Source organism: Adlercreutzia rubneri (genome assembly GCF_009755265.1).
In the GTDB taxonomy this organism is placed as follows: domain Bacteria; phylum Actinomycetota; class Coriobacteriia; order Coriobacteriales; family Eggerthellaceae; genus Adlercreutzia; species Adlercreutzia rubneri.
The window spans coordinates 1-18,658 of the sequence record NZ_WPOO01000004.1 but is presented as its reverse complement, the minus strand read 5'-3'; the positions used below and the strand labels follow the sequence as shown (position 1 = coordinate 18,658).

Sequence of the window (18,658 nt, the reverse complement as noted above, 5' to 3'; positions counted from 1 at the left end):
AACTGCATGCGAAAGTGTCTCTAGAGCATTTTTTGGTCAAAAAATCTGCGCTGGCTGCGTCAGCGGCTTGCGGTTTCGAAAGTGCGGTTTCTCTTGATCATAGTTTTACCTGGTCAGAACATTATTGAAAAGGACGCGCGAATGCGTAGATGGTGAAAGTCGGGGAAAGAGGGCTGAAAACCGCAGTTAGCGCGTCTTTTTTGGCCATCTGGCGAATGCGGCTGAAAGGCGCTGGGGTGCAATCGGCTTGGGCACAGAAAGAAGCCCCGAAATGGCACTTTTAAATCAGAAATATCATTTCGGGGTCAAAGGTGCGCGAGCGAGAATGTTTGCCTGCAGGTTCGCTCGCTAGCTTACCCGCAGGCCTCGGGGTCGAGGCGGTAGCCGATGCCCCAGACGGTTTCGATGATGCGGGGTTCAGTGGGGTCGTCCTCGATCTTGGCCCGCAGCTTCTTGATGAACACGGTGATGGAACTGGTCTCGCCGACGAACTCCGGTCCCCAGGCCGCTTCCACCAGCTGCTCTCGGGAGAGCACGGTGCCGGGGCTTGCGGCCAAGGTCGCCAGGATCTTGAACTCTTTCGGGGTCAGCGGTACGTGCTCGCCGCCCAAAGTAGCGCGGTGCTGGGCCATGTCCAGGGAAAGCCGTCCGACGGTGATGGTGCCGGTGGACGGCATGGCGGCGGTCGGGCGCATGGCGGCGCGGCGCAGGTGGGCCTCGATGTGCATCATCAGCTCGCGTGGGTCGAAGGGCTTGACCATATAGTCGTCGCCCCCGGCTGCGAACCCGACGCCCTTGTCCACGATGTCCCCTTTGGCCGACAGGAAGATGACCGGTACCGTGACGCCCCGGGCGCGCAGTTCGCGGCAGGCGGTGAAGCCATCCATCTTCGGCATCATGACGTCCATGATGATGAGGTCGGGCGCATCGCGAGCGACGGCGTCCAGCGCATCGGCGCCGTTATCGGCGTAAGCGAATTGCCACTCGGCGCCTTCCACCATGTCGCGCACCACCCGGGCAATGCGCGGTTCATCGTCCACGAGCAGAATCTTCGCCATCGTCGTCCTCCTTCGCGGTTGTCGGCGGTTGCGCCTCGGCGCCGCCGCGGCCTTTACGATTCCTCGTCCTCTTCCTCGATCACGGGAACGTAGGGAATGCGCACGGTGAACGTGCTGCCTTCCTTCACCCGGCTTTCCACGGTCACGGTGCCGCCATGCAGCTCGGCAAGATCGCGCACTACGGCCAGCCCCAGCCCCGTGCCCCGATAGCGGCGGTTGGCCGACTGCCCGGCCTGCTTGTGCAGCTCGAAGATCTGGTCCAGCTCCTCGGGTGCGATGCCCATGCCGTCGTCGGCGACCCGCATGACGATCCAGCCGGTGGGGGCGGTGTCTCCGCCGTCGGGGGCGTGCGTGTCAGTAGGGTTGCCGCGGTCGCGGTCCGCTGCTTCGCCGTTTTCGAACCCTATCGTCAGGCGCACGAAGCCGCCCCGATGGGTGTACTTGATGGCATTGTTCACCAGGTTCTCCAGAATGCGCCGCAGCTTCTCCCAATCGGCCATGGAAAGGGGCACATCCGGCGCCACCGTGCAGGTGAGCCGCACGTCTTTGCCCTCCGCGATGGGGGCGAGCGATTTGCGCACGAACTGGGCCAGATCGACGAAATCCACGGGTTCGGGCAAAAGCTCGTCCTTTTTAGCAGCGTGCTTGGAAATGACGAGGATGTTGTTCACCATGTTCAGCAAAAGTGTGGCGTTCGACTCGATTTCGCTCACGGCTTCGCGGGTCTTCGGTGCCAAGCTGTCGTCGCCGTTTAAGATGCGCGCGTAGGCCAAAATGCTGGTGAGCGGTGTGCGCAGCTCGTGGCTTATGATGGCGAAGAACTCGTTTTTGTAGGCCACCTCCTCGCCGAGCCGATCGAGTGCCGCCTTCAGCTCGCGCTTCTGGTAGTTCAACATATCGTTCAGCACCATGAGATCGTCGGTTTTGGAACGCACCTGCCCTTCCAAGTCGGCGTACAGTTTCTCCAGGTCGCGGGCCATGCGGTCGAACTCACCGGCGAGCTCGGACAGCTCGTCGCGGGGCCGCTCGCCAGGGTTGGGCACCGTCAGCGTGTAGTTGAAATCGCCCTTGCCGACGGCGCCCGCCGCCGTGCGCAGCTCATCGATGGGCCTCAGCACCAGCCGGCTGGTGACGAAGTACAGCCCGGCGAAGGCGGCTACCATCATGAACAGTACCATGATTGCCTGCTGTATCATGCTGTCTTGAATGCCGGCGGCGTAAATGTCCATGGGTTCGATGATGGACATGGCGCCGCCCACCTCGCCTACCTGCATGCCCTCTTTCGCGTAGCCGTACTGGTCTAGCTCGCCTGCCGGGTCGCCGTGGCATTCCAGGCACGACTCGGTCACGTACAAAGGCTCGGTATAGCGAAACACCCGCGTGCCGTCGCCGGCGTCTACCACGCGCCAGAACGCCTTGCGTTCCGGGTCGGCGTTGAAGGCGGCCAGAGCCTCCTGCTCGAAGGCGTCCGGCGCATTGGCGGCTTGGCGGGGCGTGTCGTTGGTGAAGCGGATGGAGTAGTCGGTTTCCGTGGTGAACAGCATGGAGATGGACTTCGCCGCCACCACGCACACGAGGTGCTTCGTACGGAAGGTGCCGTCCTCGGCACGGTTGATGACGTCCTGATTCATATCGACGAAATCCCATGCTGCGCGCATCTCGGAGGCAAGTACCTCGGCCTTCTCGCGAGCCTCGTTCTCGGCTTGGGCGTTCTGCAGCGACAGGTTCCACAGGATGTCGACGGCCATGAGCGCAACCATAATGACGCCGATGGAAACGGCGATCTTGAAGCGTATGCCATAGCGGAACGGGCGCCCCGGGTGGTCGTTAGACATGGTGTCCCCTCCTCGTCAATCTTCATATTATGCCCGATGGAGCTGCATGCAGGAGACTTCGGTGGGGAAGGTAATTCTTTTTTAATATTTGCCCCGAAGTCTTAATGAAAAGTTCCGCTGGCCGCCATTGAAGTGACGTTGAGTCAACGGCAGAATAATAGCCAGCGAGTGCGAGGGTTTCGGCCGAGGAGGGCCGCCCGATGCGACAGCAAGGCGGTAGGAGATCCGCCGAGAGCGGGGGTTCAAACGTCTTTTCGCCGCAGCTCGCGAGAAAATCCTATCTGAGGGAGGAGAGTTCTATGACGAAGAACAGCGAACGCGCCATTGACGCCAAGCTCACCCGTCGCGCCTTCGTGGGCGCTGCGGCGGCTACGGCAGCTGTGGGCCTGGCCGGATGCGCTCCGGCGTCCACCGACGAGGCGCCGACCAAGGACGAGGGGGAGGGTCTGGCCTTCACCGGCGAGGACGAGTTCGCCGACTGCCAGCTCGTCTACGGCTGCTGCTCGCCGGAGTGCCAGCACCATCTGCTGAAGGGCTACGTGCGCGACGGCAAGCTCGTGAAAGTGGAGAGCGGCGAGGTGAACGAGAGCCCCGCTTGCGCCCGCGGCTTCGCCCGCGTGGAGCTGTGCAACTCCGACAAGCGCCTGACCAAGCCCCTCAAGCTCGTGGGCGAGAAGGGCTCCGGCGACTTCGAGGAGATCACCTGGGACGAGGCCTACGATCTCATTCAGGAGAAGATCCAGTACGCACTGGACAACGGCGGCAGCCAGTCCATCATCGTGCAGGACGGTACGGGCAACTTCAGCTCGCTGACCGACTCCATGAGCACGCTCGGGTCTTGGCTCGGTGGTACTACGGCTATCACCGGTAACTCCTGCTGCGCTGGTATCGATTCGGGTCTTGGCACAATTCTGGGTAGCCGCACCACGCCTTTGCGTAATGAGATCGAAAAGGCGAACTACATCATCGCCTGGGGCAACAACCCGGTCGTCACCATGACGGGCTATTTCGGGCGTTTCCAGAAAATGATGGACAACGGTGGCACTCTTTGCACCATCGACCCGTTCCTTTCCGAGACGGCTGACAAGTCCCAGGAGTGGATCCAGCCCTGGCCCGGCACCGACTCTGCTGTGGCCCTGGCCATGTTGAAAGTGGTTATCGACGAGGGTCTCACCGACGAGGAGTACCTCATTGCCCACACCACGGCCCCCTGCCTCATCGACAAGAAGACTAACGCGCCGGCCTTCACCGACGCGTCCGACGACACCACCTACCAGGTGTACGACCCGACCACCAAGGCACTCGTTGCCCACGACGCCGCTGGTGTGACACCGCCGCTCACCGTGGCGGATACCGAGATCGCCAACGACTATGTGACCATCTACGACCTCGTCAAGGCCGAGGCTGACAAGTGGGGCAAGGAAGCCGTCGAGGCCGAAACGGGCTGCTCCTACGACGACATTGCCCGTATTGCCCGCGATTATGCCAAGGCCGACAAAGCCATCATTGTCCAGAACATGGGCGGATACCAGCGCACCGAGAACGGCGCCTATGCCACGGCGACCCAAGTCTACTTGGCCCTGTTCTGCGGTCATATTGGCCACGAGGGTGATGGTATGTATGATATTGGCGGATCCGCAGAACTCGTTCCCTCCGGTGCGGCCTTCGAGAGCAATCCCGATGCCGGTAAATTCGAGCCGATCCCCTTCCCTCATTTTGGTGAGATGGTGCTCGAGGACAAACCGACCAAGATCAACTTCATGTGGGTCGCTCAGGGAAACCCGGTGGCCCAGATGCCGAACACCAACATGTGGAAGAAGGCTTTGGAGCATATTCCCTTCGTGGTGAAGGTGGATCAGTTCATGAACTCTACGTGCCTGTGGTCCGATCTAGTGCTGCCCAACACGGCCTTGTTCGAGACGCCTAATGTCACTCATTCGTCTCGTTCTGCTGTCATCCAGATCAGCGAGGCTGGCGTTACTCCTCCGGGTGAGGCGAAGACCGACCTGGAGATCACCGCTGAGGTGGCCAAGCGCTTCGGCTTCGAGAAGTACTTCAACGAGGATCCGTCGGTGTACATTTCCCGCGTGCTGGAAGGTTCTGGCGTCACCTATGAAGAGCTGGTAGAGAAGAAGGGCGTGAACGCCTGGGATCTCGTGCCGGGTTGGATTGCCTACAAGGACGGCAACTTTGACACCTCCACCGGCAAGGCTCATCTGTGGGTGCAGGCCTGGGTCGACGAGGGCTTCCCACCCATCGCCTGCCACCAGCGTCCCGTCGAGCATCCGCTCAACGCCGATAGCGAGCTGGCGAAAAAGTACCCGCTGGCGGCCGTGCAGCGCAAGACGCGCCATCAGGTGCATACTATTTTCAACAATCTGGAGACCATGCTCTCCATGGACGGCCACAAGCCGCTGATCGTGATTCATCCCGAAGATGCTGCCGCTCGCTCGATTGCCATGGGCGACGACATCACGGTGTACAACGACCGCGGTGAGCACTCCGGCGTGGCTCTTGTCTCCGAGAACGTGAAACCGGGCGTCGTCGTGCTACAGAACGGCTGGGATGACACCACCGCTTCGCCGACGAGCAACGTCACCAACAACGCCTGGCCCACGCTCGGCACTATCCATTGCTGCAATTCCACGCTCGTTGAAGTGAAGAAGGGGGCGTAAATCATGACTCAGGGATTTTTCGTTAACTCGGCGAACTGCTACGGCTGCAAGAGATGCCAGGTGGCCTGCGCCAACGAGAAAGTGCTCACGCCCGGTGTGTTCATCCGTCGCGTACGCGAGGTGGAGAAGGCCGGCGGCCACGCCTTCGTGTCCATGGCCTGCAACCACTGCGACGAGCCGGCCTGTGTGGCCAACTGCCCGGTGGGCGCTTACCAGAAGATGGACAACGGCCTGGTCGTGCAGGATCACGAGAAGTGCATCGGCTGCAAGACCTGCATTGAGGCTTGCCCCTTCCACGCGCCTTGCTACGACGAGGCGACGTCCACGACTTACAAGTGCGATGGCTGCGCCAATCGTCAGGCCCGCGGGGATATGCCCGTGTGCGTCATGACGTGCCCGAGCTCCAACCTTACGTTGGACGAGATGGACAAGCTGCCCGAGGGCACCGACGTGAAGGATCAGGCGGCGACGAAGCCGAACCTGAAGGTGGTTTTGGACAAGGATCTCGATGCGACGGCGTTCGCCGACATCGACGCTGCGACGGGGCTCATTGATCCCGGCATGGAGCAGGCTTAAGCTCGCGAGGCGCATCTGGGTGTAAGATTGCTTGCATACCAGGCATTCGCGGTAATGGCAGAGCGTGGCGCTCGACTCGTACTGGGTGCCACGCCTCATGGAGGTGCGCGGGGAATTCCACCCTCCCTTATTTCCCCGGGCACCTCCTCTCAACACAAGGGAGGTTGTCTTCGTGTTCTACCTGGCATGGAGAAATATCACGCGCCGGCTGGGCTCTTCTGTGCTCACGGCGTTTATTGCGTTTATGGCCGTGCTCGCGCTGACCGCCTCGATGATTGTGGTGACGTCGCTGGAAGACGGCGTGCGCCTGTCCCGGGAACGGCTGGGGGCCGATATCATGGTGTTGCCGGCCGGCGCCTCGGGCAATGCCTCGGAGGTGCTCTTCTGCGCCGAGCCGGTGAACGTGTATCTGCCGGCGTCGGCCGCAGAGGCCGTGGCCGCCACCGAGGGCGTGGCCGCCTCGACGCCGCAGTTCTTCACCCAGACGGTGGATCAGAGCTGCTGCTCGGTGGTGGGGGTCACCCGCGTCGTGGGTATTGATGCAGCGACGGACTTCGTGCTGGCGCCCTGGATCGTCGGCGGCGCGGAAGGAGCCGAGGGCGGTGCTTCGGCCGAGGCCGACGACTTCGGCTTGGGCGACGACGGCATTCTGCTGGGCTCGGCGGCTCCGGCCATCGAGGGCGGGCAGGCTTCCATTTTGGGTTCGGTCTTCCACGTGGCCGGCACCTTGGCGCCGACGGGCACCAGCGTGGACGAGACCATCTTCATGGACATTGACGCGGCACGCACCATCGCGGCGGCGAGTCCCTATTTGGAAAGTGTATGGGGCGATGCCGATCCCTTCAACGCCGTTTCCTGCCTCATGGTGAAGGCGGCCGACGGGGCTGACATAGACGCCCTGTGCCAGGCGCTCGTGGATGCAGTGCCGGGTTCGGTGGCCGTGCGGACGGCGGACATGGTGTCGGGCGCGTCCTCGCAGCTTGCCGTGGTGGAGGCCATCGCCGTGGCGTTTCTCATCGTGCTCGTTATTCTGGCGGCTTTGGCCCTGGCCGGGCGCTTCTCGGCCCTGGCGGCCAGCCGCATGCGCGAGCTGGGGCTTTTGCGCACCTTCGGCATGAGCCGGGGCCGGGTCGTGGGGTGCTTCGCCTGCGAGATCGGGCTGGTCACGCTGGTGGCGGCCGTGGTCGCCGTTGGGATCGCCTGCTTGGTGGCCGGGTCGGTGGTCGGCACCTTCCACAGCGAATTCAACATGCCCGGGGCGGTGGTTCCCGCGAGCTCCTACGGGACGGCGGTGGCGGCGGGCCTGCTGTTCGCCGTGGTCCTGACCGCTGTGGCGCTGGTGCAGCCGGTCGTGCAAATGCTGCGCCGCGACCCGCAAGAGACGTTGACGAGGGGTGATATGTGATGGAGCCGTTGATTGAGCTTAAGGGCGTGGTGAAAGAGTTCCGCAGCGTGCCGCCCGTGCGTCCGCTGGACGGGGTGTCGCTGGCCGTGGCGCCGGGCCGCATCGTGGCGGTGACCGGCGTGTCGGGCAAGGGGAAGTCCACGCTGCTCAACGTGATGGGCGGCCTTCTGCGGGCCGACGAGGGATCGGTGCTCTACCACGGTACCGATCTTGTGCGGGCCTCGGCCGCCGAGATCGATGCCGTGCACCGCTGCGGCATCGGCTTTGTCTTCCAAAGCCCGTACTTGTTCCCGGCGCTGACGGCCCGGGAGAACATGGTGATGGCGCTGCGGGCCGCCGGACAGCCGGTCGACGGGGGCGCCATCGACGCCATGCTTGAGGAGGTGGGTCTGACCGATAGGGCCGATCACTTGCCCGCCGAACTTTCCGTGGGACAGAAGCGGCGTCTCGTGCTGGCCCGCGTTCTTCTGGCCAAGCACGATCTGCTGCTGGCCGACGAGCCCACCAACGACTTGGATGCCGACTGGTCCGATGAGGTCTTCGGTCGCTTCCGTGCGTTTGTTGCCGAAGGCGAGCGCTCGGTGGTCGTTGTCACCCACGACGAGGCCTACGCGCGCCAAGCCGACGAGGTGTACGTGCTGGAAGAGGGGAAGCTTGCGCGCCGTGAGGAGGTAACTCCATGCTGACGCGAAGGACGTTCGCCTCGTTGGCAGGGATAGCTGCGGGATCGGTGTTGCTGGGGGCTCTGCCAGGGTGCGCCGGTTCGGAAAAGGAGCCAGAGGCGGGGCAGGCTACCCGTTTCGCGGATGAGGGCGAAAACCCGAATCCCGGCGAGGGCGGTAAAAGCGAGATGCCTTCAGCATCTGAAAGTGCTTCAGCTGCATCCTCGGCGGCTGCGCTTGCTCCGGGATTGTTGTGCGTGGCTGAATACGCGAACAATACGCTCGCGGTCGTTGATCCCTCGACGGGGGAGATCCTGCAGCGCATCGCCGCCGGGCAGAATCCCGCCACGGCTCTGGTGGCTGACGGCTGGGTGTATGTGGGAAGTTCCGGCGGTGGCGAGGTGACGGCCGTAAGCATCGCTGATCCGTCGCAGGTGACGCCGATCACAGTGGGCAAGCAGCCGCTCGGGCTGTGCTATGACGAGGCGCGGGGCATCCTCTATGTGGGAGATTATTTCGCTTCCAGCATCCATCTCGTTGATACACAGCTGAAATCCCTGGTCAAAACCGTGAAGCTCAACGCTTCCGGCTACCATAACCGAACGGATCCGCCCGATTGTTGCCGCATCGATCCTGGCACGGGTCGTCGTACGGTGGCGCTAGCGCTGGCGCCCGAGGGGGATCTGCTGTACTGCGCGAACTATGGCACCTTCGACGTGGCCCGCGTCGATTTGGAGGCTGCAGCGGAAATCGAAGCTTTCGATGGCGTCGTGGGCCCGCGTCAGATTCTCGTGTCTGCCGACGGAGCGCAGCTGCTTCTGGCCGGCGTGGGCGGGGAGGGCGAGCAACAGGTAAATGACCTGTACGTGCTCGATCGCGCTTCTGGCAAGCGGGTGCTGGAAATACCTGTTGGGCAGTCCGTCGCCGGGGTGGCCCAGGCGTCCGACGGCTCGGCGGTGTGGGCCATCGCCCGCGACGACGGGGAGTTGGTGGCCTTCGACGCCGATTGGAGCGAGACGGGGCGGCTGCCTTTGGGCGTGGGCATCGACACGCTCGTACTTGCTCCCGACGAGAAGACGCTGCTGGTGGGCAACAGCATCGGAGGCCAAGTGCATGTGATCGATGCGGCAACGATGGCATTGATGAATACGATTGAAGGATTGGCGAGCCCCAAGGGCATCGCCGTCATCGCTTGAAAGGGGAACTCATGAAGAACTTGTCTTTGCTGGCGCCGATTGCGGCGCTCGTCTGCGCCGTTGTGATATGCGGAGCTGTGCTTTTGTGGGCGCCGGTGTGCGCGGGAATGCTTGAGCTGGCGAATGGCAATATGGTGCCCATGCGCTGCACCTACACGGCGAAGGTCGAGCTGCTGCTTGCCCTCATCCTGGCCGTTGTGGCGGTGGTGGCGCTTGTGACGAAGCGACCCATGACCGTGGCTTTGGTGCTGCTGTCGCTCGCCATCGTGCTGCTCACCTTTGACACGCCGCTTTCCATCGGCGTCTGCAAGAGCGCCGACATGGCCTGCCAGACTACCGCACTGTGGCTGCGCATCGCCGGCGCCGTATCCGCCGTGGCCGCCCTCGCCGGCGCCCTCATCAACCCCGATCGCAAACGCGTGACAGAGTAGGGCGCCCTTGCCTGCGTATCTGAAAATTTTGCAATAATTGACTCAACCTCACTCCTGCTTTAACATGCTATATCACCAAAGCGATATAGCAAGGGAGGTTGCCATGAGCGATTGTCTGCGCTTGTATCATGGGTCGCCGATTCGGGTTGAGCGGCCGCTCTTTGGCGTGGGCAATCCCTACAACGACTACGGTTTGGGCTTCTATTGCACGGAGTCGTTCGAGCTTGCCTGCGAATGGGCCTGCCCGAAGGCAAAGGACGGGTTCGCGAATGCCTACGACCTTGAGCTGAAGGGCTTGCGTGTTGTGGATCTGGATGCCGAGCCCTACGGCACTATCGAATGGCTGGCCGTGCTCTTTGCCAACCGGCAGTTCGACGTGGCGACGAACCTCATGGAAGCCGCCAAGTCCTATGTGGCGGCTCGCTATCCGGCAGAGCTGGGCAGCGCGGATGTGGTCATCGGCTACCGGGCCGACGACTCCTACTTCTCGTTCGCCCGGGCCTTTCTGGAAAACCGCATCAGCCTTGGGCAGCTTGAACGGGCCATGAAGCTCGGCGGCCTGGGCCGCCAGGTGGTCGCGGTGAGCGAGGCCGCTTTCGGGGCCCTCACGTTTGCGGGGGCAGAAGTGGCCCTAGCGTCTCGGTGGCACGAGAGGCGCATGCGGCGGGACGAGAGGGCCCGGCGCGATTTCGATCGCATCCTGCACGAAGAGCCCTTCGACCCCGCTGGCGTGTACATGCTCGACCTGATGAGGGAGGGCTGAGAGGTGGGGGAGTACCATTATGCGGTCATCGAGCTGCCGTCCTCGCCCTATGCCCACGACCTGCAGGAGGTGCTGGCGTTCGTCTTCGATATCGGCGTGAACCTCGCCGGGTGCACGGGTGCCCAGGTGGCCCACGCGTTTTTGGCATCGGGCCTCGCCGAGGAATTTGAGAAGCAGAACCCGGTGTACGTGGCCGGGAAGTCGTCCTACGACCTGCTGCGCACCATGCTGCCGCTGCTTCCCTGCGAGGAGCTGCCCGCGCCGAGTCTCCGCTACGACCGCACGCCGGACTTCTGGGTCGGGTGGGTGCTCGCGCACTACCAGATGGTCACGGGGTGCTCGTACCGATCCATCTTCGCGACGGCCACCTACGACGAAATTCGCTCCATGTACTGGCCGCTGCACGAGGCCCCCGAGGGCAAGTTCGTCGCCGTTTTCGACGAGATGCGCACCGAGCGCGCGGGGGCCACTAACCTCCGCATGCTGCGGGAGGCGGCCGGCCTCTCCCAGTCGCAGCTGGCGAAGGCGTCCGGCGTGGGGCTGCGATCCATCCAGCTCTACGAGCAGCGACAGAAGGACATCAACAAGGCCCAGGGCATAGCCCTCTACCGCCTGTCCCGCGCCTTGCGCTGCACCATGGAGCAGCTGCTGGAACGGTAGAAGGGGACGCACGCTGGCAGCCCCTGGCGATTCTGCACTCACTGCGTTCAGAATCGCCTCTGCTCTTACCGTCCCTCGGACTCGAAGCGCTCCACGAGGGCGATGAGTTCTTGGCGCTTGTGGATGTCCAGCTTGACGTAGATTCGTTTGGAATGAGTGCGCACCGTGTTCTCGGAGACGAACAACAACTCGGCGATGTGGGCCACAGTGTTGCCCCGGGCGATGAGCTCGGCCACCTCGGCCTCGCGGGCCGAAAGGCCGTAGAACTCGCGCACCGCTGCCATCTGCTTCGAGAAACAGTCGCGGAAGGCGGCGCCTTCGCGTGCGAGCAGCGCGCTGCTAGACGGTGCGCTCTTGGGGGTCGTTTCTGTAGCACCTTCGCCCTGCTCGCCGCACTCTTCCTCATGCGCTTCACCTTCTACATGAGCCACCTCACCGTAGGCCTCGGCGTCTAAATCTGTCAAAAAATTTTTTACAGTTTATGGGAAAATCTGTTAAAAATTTTGACAGATTGCCGCAGTGAGAGCGAGTGAGATCGCCTAAGCCTCTAAAAGCACTTTTCCGTTGAGGTTCTCTATCCAGGTGTGCAAGATGCGGCCGTCTTCCACGTCCATCTTGGCGATGGTGCGGCCGAAATCGCTGCGGGGGCGGTACACGGCGCCGGGGCACAGGTAGAGGCCCGCGGGCCGCGCGTCGGGGCCCGTTTTCAGCTCGGGCACGTGGGTGTGGCCGTGGATGATGACGTCGGGCAGGGGGTCGCCGGGCGCGAGTGCCGCCGAGCCGGCGAAACTCACGCGCACGTCGCCCGGCTTGTGGCCCACGAGGAAGCGCACGCCTTCCAAAACCGGGTGCGCGAAATGGCCCACGGCGCTGCCGTACTCGTCGAAGTCGTTGTTGCCAAGCACCGCCGTGACTGGCGCCAGTGTTTCCAGCTCGCGCAGAACGGACGGCCCGCCGATGTCCCCGGCGTGAATGATGTGGTCGCAATCCGCCAGGGCCGCATAGGCGCGCGGGTCCAGCGAGCCGTGGGTGTCCGAGATGATGCCGATGCGCACAGCCGGGCTCCTTTCGAGAAATGCCATGGCCCTCCATCGCTTGTTTGCCTATCCAGCCAGCGATAGGTGCGGGCGCGAAGGCCGGTTCCTCCCTATAATAGCGCGTGGAAGATATGACGCGCCCGACGCGCAGAGGAATCGCACGAGGAAAGAGATCCGTCGCTTATGGAAACTGTTGCCCGCCTATTCGAGGAGAGCCGCGAGAATCGTTCGGCCGACGCCCGGTGCTGTGGGATGGCCGATAAGGAAGGCGCCGCGGGGCGCATTCCCTTCTCGGCAGAGATGTTCCCGCCGAAAGGCCAGCTCACGTTAGATGCGGCCCGAAAGGTTGTGGAAGGTTTGCGCGCGGCGTCGCCGGACTTCATCTCGGTGACCTGCTCGGCTGGCGGCAGCGGCAACGGCAGCGACGGTCAGACGGCGGCTATCGCCGAGCTCGTCCAGAAGGAGGCGGCCATACCCGCCGTCGCCCATTTCACCTGCGTGAGCGCCACCCGTGCTTCGGTGGACGATGCTGTGGAAGACCTGCGCGCCGCCGGCGTGAAAACAGTGCTCGCCCTGCGCGGCGACCTTGTGCCCGGCCAGCAGCCGGCCGACTTCCGTTATGCCTGCGAGCTCATCCCGCGCCTGAAGGAGGCGGGGCTGTGCGTGGGCGCGGCGGCCTACCCCGAGGGACACATCGACTGTCTGGATCCGCGCGAGAACATCCGCCATCTGCGCGCGAAGCAGGACGCCGGCGCCGACTTCTTCATCACCCAGCTGTTCTTCAACAACGATGACTTCTACCGCTTCCGCGAAGCGGCCGAATCGGCGGGCGTTACCGCGCCCATCTCCTGCGGCATCATGCCGTTTCTGGGGAAGTCGCAGATCCAGCGCATGGTGTTCCTCTGCGGCAGCTCGCTGCCGGCGCCCATCATCAAGCTTCTGGCGAAGTACGAGGACGACCCGGCCTCCCTGCGCCAAGCCGGCATCGAATACGCCTGCAACCAGCTGGTCGACCTCGGCCGCCACGGCGTCGACGGTCTGCATGTGTACGCCATGAACCAGCCCGACATCGCCTGTGCCGCTGCCGAGGCGGTCGCCGCTGCCGGACTTCGGTGAACACCGTGGTTGTCTTTTACGCCATCTCGAGAGCCGTGCCGAAGGCGCTGTGCCTAAGAGCCTCCGACGTTGTTGGAGGATGGTGACGCCGTGGAACTGAAAACGCGCGTCGATAGGGAAGAGGCCCTGGCGTTTCTGGGCCATCGCGGCCAGGAGCTGGGGGATCTGCGCGAAAGGCTGGAACGCGCGGCTTGCTTGTGCGAAAAGGAGCTCGTCCCGCGCGGGGTGTACCGCGAGATGGACGCGTCGGAAGCCCTCGCCCTGTTGCCGGGCCTCGATATCGCTCGCCATGTGGGAGGCTGCACGCGCGTGGTGCTGCTGGCGGTGACGCTGGGGACGCAAAGCGAGATGCTGCTGCGTCGCGAGCGCGCCCTCAGCGCGACGGACGGCCTGCTCGTGGATGCCTGCGCATCGTCACTCGTGGAACAGGCGGCCAATGTGCTGAACGGGCATATCGTGGAAGAGGCCGCGGCGCGAGGTCTGGCCGCCACTACGCGCTTCAGCCCCGGCTATGGCGACCTGCCGCTGAGCTGCCAGCCGGCTTTTCTCGTCGCAAGTGGCGCCGATCGCGCCCTGGGAATCTGCGCCACGGCGGCCCACCTTCTCGTTCCCGCCAAATCCATCACGGCCGTCATCGGCCTGTGCCCCGGGCGAGGTTTCGTCCGGGAAGGAGCGCGCTGCTCCACTTGTCCTGTTGCCGATTCATGCGCCCTGCGTGCCCAAGGAAGGACCTGCTATGGCAACCCCGCGTAAGCTCACCGTGACCGACGACCGCTTGGCCGAGGCTCTGGCCGGGCGCGCCTACCTGCTGTTCGACGGCGGCATGGGCACGCTTGTTCAGGCCGCTGGCCTCCATACCATCCACGAGGTGCCGGACCTGCTGAACCTCACGCATCCTGAGGCCATCGTGGCCATCCAGCGCCAGTACGTGGAAGCCGGCGCCGACTGCATCACCACCAACACCTTCAGCGCCAACCGCCTGAAGCTCGCGAGCACCGATGCCACGGTGGCCGAGGTGTACGCGGCGGCTGCGGCCAACGCGCGGGCGGCCGGAGCGCCGCTCGTGGCCGGCGACATCGGACCGACCGGCGCCTTGCTCGAGCCTTTGGGCACCCTCACCTTCGACGAGGCCTTCGATATCTTCTCCGAACAGGCCTGCGCCGCCGAGGCGGCGGGCTGCGATCTCATCGTCGTGGAAACCATGGCCGACCTGCTGGAAGCCAAGGCTGCCGTGCTCGCTGCGGTGGAAAGCACGACGCTGCCGGTGTTCGCCACCATGACCTTCGGCGAGGACGGCCGGACCTTCCTCGGCACGACGCCGGCCATCGCCGCCACGACGCTGTCGGCTTTGGGCGCCTCGGCCGTGGGGCTCAACTGCTCGCTGGGGCCCGTGGAGTTGGCGCCGCTCGTGGAAGAGCTTGCGCCTCACGACCGCGCCCTCGTCATGGCCCAGCCCAACGCCGGACTGCCGCGCATCCAAGACGGCGAAACGGTCTTCGATGTGGGACCCGACGAGTTTGCCCGGGCCATGGAAGCGATCCTGGACGCCGGCGCTACCGTTGTCGGCGGCTGCTGTGGCACCACCCCAGCCCACATCGCCGCCCTCAGCGCCCTTCTCGACGCCCGCCCCCTTCCCGCAGTCGAGCCTTCCGCCCCCCGTGTCATCCTGAGCGAGCGAAGCGAGCCGAAGGATCTCCCCGCGCCCTCCATCCCCAATCCCCTCTATCGCCCCGCGTTCGCGGTGACCTCGGCGCAGCAGATGGTGTCGCTGCCCGAGGGCGAGGCGCGCATCGCCGTCATCGGCGAGCGCATCAACCCGACGGGGAAGAAGAAGCTGAAAGCGGCTCTGCAAGCGGGTGATGTGGACTACCTGGTGGCCGAGGCGGCCGCCCAGCAGCGCGCCGGCGCCGATATCCTCGATGTGAACGTGGGCGTGCCGGGTCTTGACGAGCCGGCGCTCTTGTCGCAGGTCACGCGCGCGTTGCAGGCCACCGTGCCGCTGCCGCTGCAGCTGGACTCATCGGATCCGGCCGCCATCGAAGCCGCGGCTCGCGCCTATGCGGGCCGCCCCATGGTGAACTCCGTGAACGGCAAGGCCGACAACCTCGCCACCGTGCTGCCCGTGGTGGCGCGCTACGGTTGCACGGTGGTCGGCCTCACGCTGGACGAAAACGGTATCCCTCCCACGGCCGAAGAGCGCCTGGCCATCGCCGAGCGCATCGTGGCCACCGCCGAGTCCTACGGCATTCCGCGCGAGGACGTGGCCATCGATTGCCTCGTCATGGCCGCGGCCACCAACCAAGACGAAGTGCGCGAAATTCTGCGCGCCGTGGCCCTGGTGAAGGAGCGCCTCGGCGTGCGCACGGTGCTCGGTGTGTCGAACGTGAGTTTCGGCCTGCCGGCGCGCCCCCTCGTGAACAGCACCTTCCTCGCCGCTGCCTTCGGTGCCGGTCTCGATATGCCCATCCTGAACCCCCTGAACGCCCGCTACCGCGACACCGTGGCCACCTTCCGCATCTTAAACGGCCAAGACGCCGGCTGCCGAGCGTTCTTGGAAGCCTACGCGAATACGGCCGATCCCTACGAGGCCGCCGCCGGCATTTCGACTGCGGGCGTGGTCGGCGGCTCCATCCCCGTTGGGGGCGACCTTGGTCGCCCCTCCTCAAGCAAGGCGACCCCACTTGAGGAGGGCGGCGCAAGCACCGCCCCTACGGATGGGGCGCGCAACAACGACGTTGCTGCCGGAGTCTTTCCCGTAGGGGGCGACCTTGGTCGCCCCTCGGTCCCAAGCGGCTGTCCCATCCCGATAACGGAAACCTTCGCCGACGTGGCCGACGCCGTTTCCCGCCTAGCCGAATGCGTGCTGGAGGGCCGCGGCACGCCGGTGGCGGCGGCCGCCGAGCAGCTGCTGGAGACCCACGACGGTCTGGCCGTCATCAACGACATCTTCGTGCCCGTTCTCGACGTCGTCGGCCAGAAGTACGATGAGGGCGTGTTCTTCCTGCCCCAGCTCATGGCCTCCGCCGAGGCCGTCAAAGCCGGCTTCGATCTCATCCGCGACCACACCCAGGCCGCCGCAAGCGCTCCCGGAACCACCAACGCCGCGGGCGACCGCGCCATTATTGTGGCCACGGTGCAGGGCGACATCCATGACATCGGCAAGAACATCGTGAAGATGCTCCTGGAAAACTACGGCTTCACCGTCATCGACCTCGGCCGCGACGTCGCCCCCGAGGCCGTCCTGGCCGCCGCTCGCGACACCCGCGCGCGCCTCATCGGGCTCTCGGCGCTCATGACCACCACGGTCGGCGCCATGGAGCGCACCATCCAACTCATTCACGAGCAGCTTCCCGGCACCGCGGTCATGGTGGGCGGCGCGGTCATCACCCAGGAGTTCGCCGACCAGATCGGAGCCGATTTCTACGCAAAGGACGCCGCCGCTTCCACCCGCGTCGCCTCGGCCTTCTTCGATGACTAATTCGCGTAGATGCCCCCACAGACCGCCGATCGCGCTATCATAAGGCCGTTCCAATTCCACCCTCACCGAAGCAAAGGAGCCTTAATGGGGAAGAAGGACGTTGAAGCCCTCGAGATCACCATCGACGAACTGCCCACTTATCTGCACACGAACCACGCCGTCTACATGGAAGTGGCCGATGGGCTGTATTACCTCACCGATGTGAATGACCGCTATTGGCGCGCCCAGGACACCAACCAGTTCAACGAGAAGGGCCACTACGTCGACGCGAGCCCCCTCGTCCCCACGATCGCCGAGTTCCTCGAGCTGCCCTTCTGCGACGGCAGGTCGGTGACGGATCTGTTCGCCGAGGCCACCTTCTACGCATCCGGCGACGGCAAGGACATGCCCGAGGATTTCTAAGCGCCGGCGCGTGTTTTCCGAAGCGGTCTGTCTTTTGTTCTTACGACGTTCAAGAACCCCGAGGTGTCGAAAGGATGCCTCGGGGTTTGTGCTATGATGCCCTGCGAACTATCTTGGCCGCGAACAATGCGGCGACACGAGAAGAGAAAGAAGGAATCATGGCAGAAGAATGCTCGCACGAGTGCTCCAGCTGCGGCGTCTCCGGCTGCGGCGACCGCACCGCTGAGGCTGGTCCGTCCACCCTGGCGCCCAACAATCGCACCAATGTCAAGCATGTGATCGGCGTCGTGTCCGGCAAGGGCGGCGTGGGCAAGTCCCTCGTCACCAGCCTGCTCGCCTCCGAGATGAACAAGCGCGGCCACAAGGTGGCCATTCTGGACGCCGACATCACCGGCCCGTCCATTCCGAAGTCCTTTGGCGTCGACAGCCGCCTTACCGCTGACGCCGACGGCATCAACCCGGCGAAATCCGCCAGCGGCATCGAGGTCATGTCCGTGAACCTCATGCTGCCCGAGGGCGACATGCCCGTGGCCTGGCGGGGACCTGTCGTCACCGGCGCCATCAAGCAGTTCTGGCAGGAGGTGAACTGGGGCGATGTGGACTACATGTTCGTCGACATGCCTCCGGGAACTTCCGACGTGTTCCTGACGGTTTTCCAGTCGCTGCCCGTGGATGGCATCGTCACCGTGTCGGCTCCCCAGGAGCTCGTAGCCATGATCGTCGGCAAAGCCGTGAATCTGGCGAAGTCGCTGGAGGTGCCGGTGGTGGGCCTCGTGGAGAACATGGCCTACTTCAAGTGCGACGAGTGCGGCAAGGAGCACCACATCTTCGGCGAGCCCCAGGGCGCGGCCGTGGCCGAGAAGTACGACATCCCCGCCGTGGCCACGCTGCCGATGGACCCGACCTTCGCGCGCCTGGTGGACGAGGGCAAGGTGGAGGCCTACGAGGTGGAAGGCGCCCTGGACGGCATCATCGACCAGATCGTCGCCACCTGCGAGGCCGAGTAAAGCCGGCGCTGCGAGGGGCGCGAGCGCCGCGCGAGGACCGCTAGCGGGAATTTCCAAAATTCCTGAAAAAAGTTCTTGCGCACCGCTGCCGTTATGCTAATATAGTCCTCGCACTTTTTCGGGGCCTTAGCTCAGCTGGGAGAGCGCATGGCTGGCAGCCATGAGGTCAGGGGTTCGATCCCCCTAGGCTCCACCAACCTTTCAAGCCCGCCGTTAGGCGGGCTTTTTTGTTCAGGCTCGTGAGCCTGCACGGCGCGCGAAGCGCGGCGGGCAAAAAACCACCCGCTATGCGGGTGCGCGTCGAAGGCTCCGCCCTTGCGTCAAAACGCCGCCAGTCGGGATACGATACGGGTGTTC

General features: G+C 64.1%; 17 protein-coding genes and 1 tRNA gene. 14 read left to right on the top strand and 4 right to left on the bottom strand.

Features of this window, described 5'->3' with window-relative positions:
• Nucleotides 1-353 precede the first annotated feature (353 nt).
• A complete protein-coding gene (locus tag GO707_RS03435) occupies nt 354-1,058 on the bottom strand; it encodes a response regulator transcription factor (protein WP_157012104.1) in 705 nt (234 codons plus the stop codon).
• A 53-nt stretch (nt 1,059-1,111) separates the two neighbouring features.
• Nucleotides 1,112-2,893: an ATP-binding protein gene (locus GO707_RS03430; RefSeq protein ID WP_157012101.1), complete on the bottom strand. Its 1,782-nt coding sequence runs from the start codon at nt 2,891-2,893 to the stop codon at nt 1,112-1,114.
• Between the two features lie 299 nt (nt 2,894-3,192).
• Here GO707_RS03430 and GO707_RS03425 point away from each other — a divergent pair, with 299 nt between their 5' ends.
• From GO707_RS03425 to GO707_RS12695, 8 genes are all read left to right on the top strand, one after another.
• Nucleotides 3,193-5,568, top strand: coding sequence for a molybdopterin-containing oxidoreductase family protein (locus tag GO707_RS03425; protein WP_157012098.1), 2,376 nt, complete (start codon nt 3,193-3,195; stop codon nt 5,566-5,568).
• 3 nt (nt 5,569-5,571) lie between these two features.
• Nucleotides 5,572-6,144: a 4Fe-4S dicluster domain-containing protein gene (locus GO707_RS03420; protein ID WP_157012095.1), complete on the top strand. Its 573-nt coding sequence runs from the start codon at nt 5,572-5,574 to the stop codon at nt 6,142-6,144.
• Between the two features lie 172 nt (nt 6,145-6,316).
• Entirely contained in the window at nt 6,317-7,549 is a 1,233-nt protein-coding gene (locus GO707_RS03415) for an ABC transporter permease (RefSeq protein ID WP_157012093.1), read from the top strand.
• Nucleotides 7,549-8,235, top strand: coding sequence for an ABC transporter ATP-binding protein (locus GO707_RS03410; protein ID WP_157012091.1), 687 nt, complete (start codon nt 7,549-7,551; stop codon nt 8,233-8,235). The genes GO707_RS03415 and GO707_RS03410 overlap by 1 nt, the downstream gene beginning before the upstream one ends.
• Complete coding sequence (locus tag GO707_RS03405; RefSeq protein WP_198160999.1) at nt 8,229-9,407, top strand: YncE family protein; 1,179 nt, start codon at nt 8,229-8,231, stop codon at nt 9,405-9,407. The genes GO707_RS03410 and GO707_RS03405 overlap by 7 nt, the downstream gene beginning before the upstream one ends.
• Before the next feature lie 11 nt (nt 9,408-9,418).
• Nucleotides 9,419-9,838 (top strand): DUF4418 family protein, encoded by a 420-nt coding sequence (locus GO707_RS03400; RefSeq protein WP_157012087.1) that lies wholly within the window; start codon nt 9,419-9,421, stop codon nt 9,836-9,838.
• Nucleotides 9,839-9,941: 103 nt separating this feature from the next.
• A complete protein-coding gene (locus GO707_RS03395; RefSeq protein WP_198160998.1) occupies nt 9,942-10,601 on the top strand; it encodes a DUF3990 domain-containing protein in 660 nt (219 codons plus the stop codon).
• Nucleotides 10,602-10,604: 3 nt separating this feature from the next.
• Nucleotides 10,605-11,261 (top strand): helix-turn-helix domain-containing protein, encoded by a 657-nt coding sequence (locus tag GO707_RS12695; RefSeq protein ID WP_157012083.1) that lies wholly within the window; start codon nt 10,605-10,607, stop codon nt 11,259-11,261.
• 65 nt (nt 11,262-11,326) lie between these two features.
• Here GO707_RS12695 and GO707_RS12840 read toward each other — a convergent pair whose 3' ends face one another.
• Nucleotides 11,327-11,725: a helix-turn-helix transcriptional regulator gene (locus GO707_RS12840; RefSeq protein ID WP_418655105.1), complete on the bottom strand. Its 399-nt coding sequence runs from the start codon at nt 11,723-11,725 to the stop codon at nt 11,327-11,329.
• Between the two features lie 75 nt (nt 11,726-11,800).
• Nucleotides 11,801-12,343, bottom strand: coding sequence for a metallophosphoesterase family protein (locus tag GO707_RS03380; RefSeq protein ID WP_157012081.1), 543 nt, complete (start codon nt 12,341-12,343; stop codon nt 11,801-11,803).
• Between the two features lie 138 nt (nt 12,344-12,481).
• Between GO707_RS03380 and GO707_RS03375 the strand changes: the two genes are divergently transcribed.
• From GO707_RS03375 to GO707_RS03350, 6 genes are all read left to right on the top strand, one after another.
• Complete coding sequence (locus GO707_RS03375) at nt 12,482-13,414, top strand: methylenetetrahydrofolate reductase (protein WP_232325570.1); 933 nt, start codon at nt 12,482-12,484, stop codon at nt 13,412-13,414.
• 90 nt (nt 13,415-13,504) lie between these two features.
• Nucleotides 13,505-14,167 (top strand): vitamin B12 dependent methionine synthase, encoded by a 663-nt coding sequence (locus tag GO707_RS03370; protein WP_157012079.1) that lies wholly within the window; start codon nt 13,505-13,507, stop codon nt 14,165-14,167.
• Complete coding sequence (locus GO707_RS03365; RefSeq protein ID WP_157012077.1) at nt 14,151-16,892, top strand: homocysteine S-methyltransferase family protein; 2,742 nt, start codon at nt 14,151-14,153, stop codon at nt 16,890-16,892. The genes GO707_RS03370 and GO707_RS03365 overlap by 17 nt, the downstream gene beginning before the upstream one ends.
• An 84-nt stretch (nt 16,893-16,976) precedes the next feature.
• Nucleotides 16,977-17,294, top strand: coding sequence for a CDP-alcohol phosphatidyltransferase (locus GO707_RS03360; RefSeq protein ID WP_157012075.1), 318 nt, complete (start codon nt 16,977-16,979; stop codon nt 17,292-17,294).
• Between the two features lie 158 nt (nt 17,295-17,452).
• Nucleotides 17,453-18,301 carry an Mrp/NBP35 family ATP-binding protein gene (locus tag GO707_RS03355; RefSeq protein ID WP_157012073.1) on the top strand — a complete coding sequence of 283 codons (849 nt, stop codon included), beginning with the start codon at nt 17,453-17,455 and terminating at the stop codon, nt 18,299-18,301.
• Nucleotides 18,302-18,421: 120 nt separating this feature from the next.
• Nucleotides 18,422-18,497 (top strand) — tRNA-Ala (locus GO707_RS03350).
• The last annotated feature ends 161 nt before the right edge of the window (nt 18,498-18,658 follow it).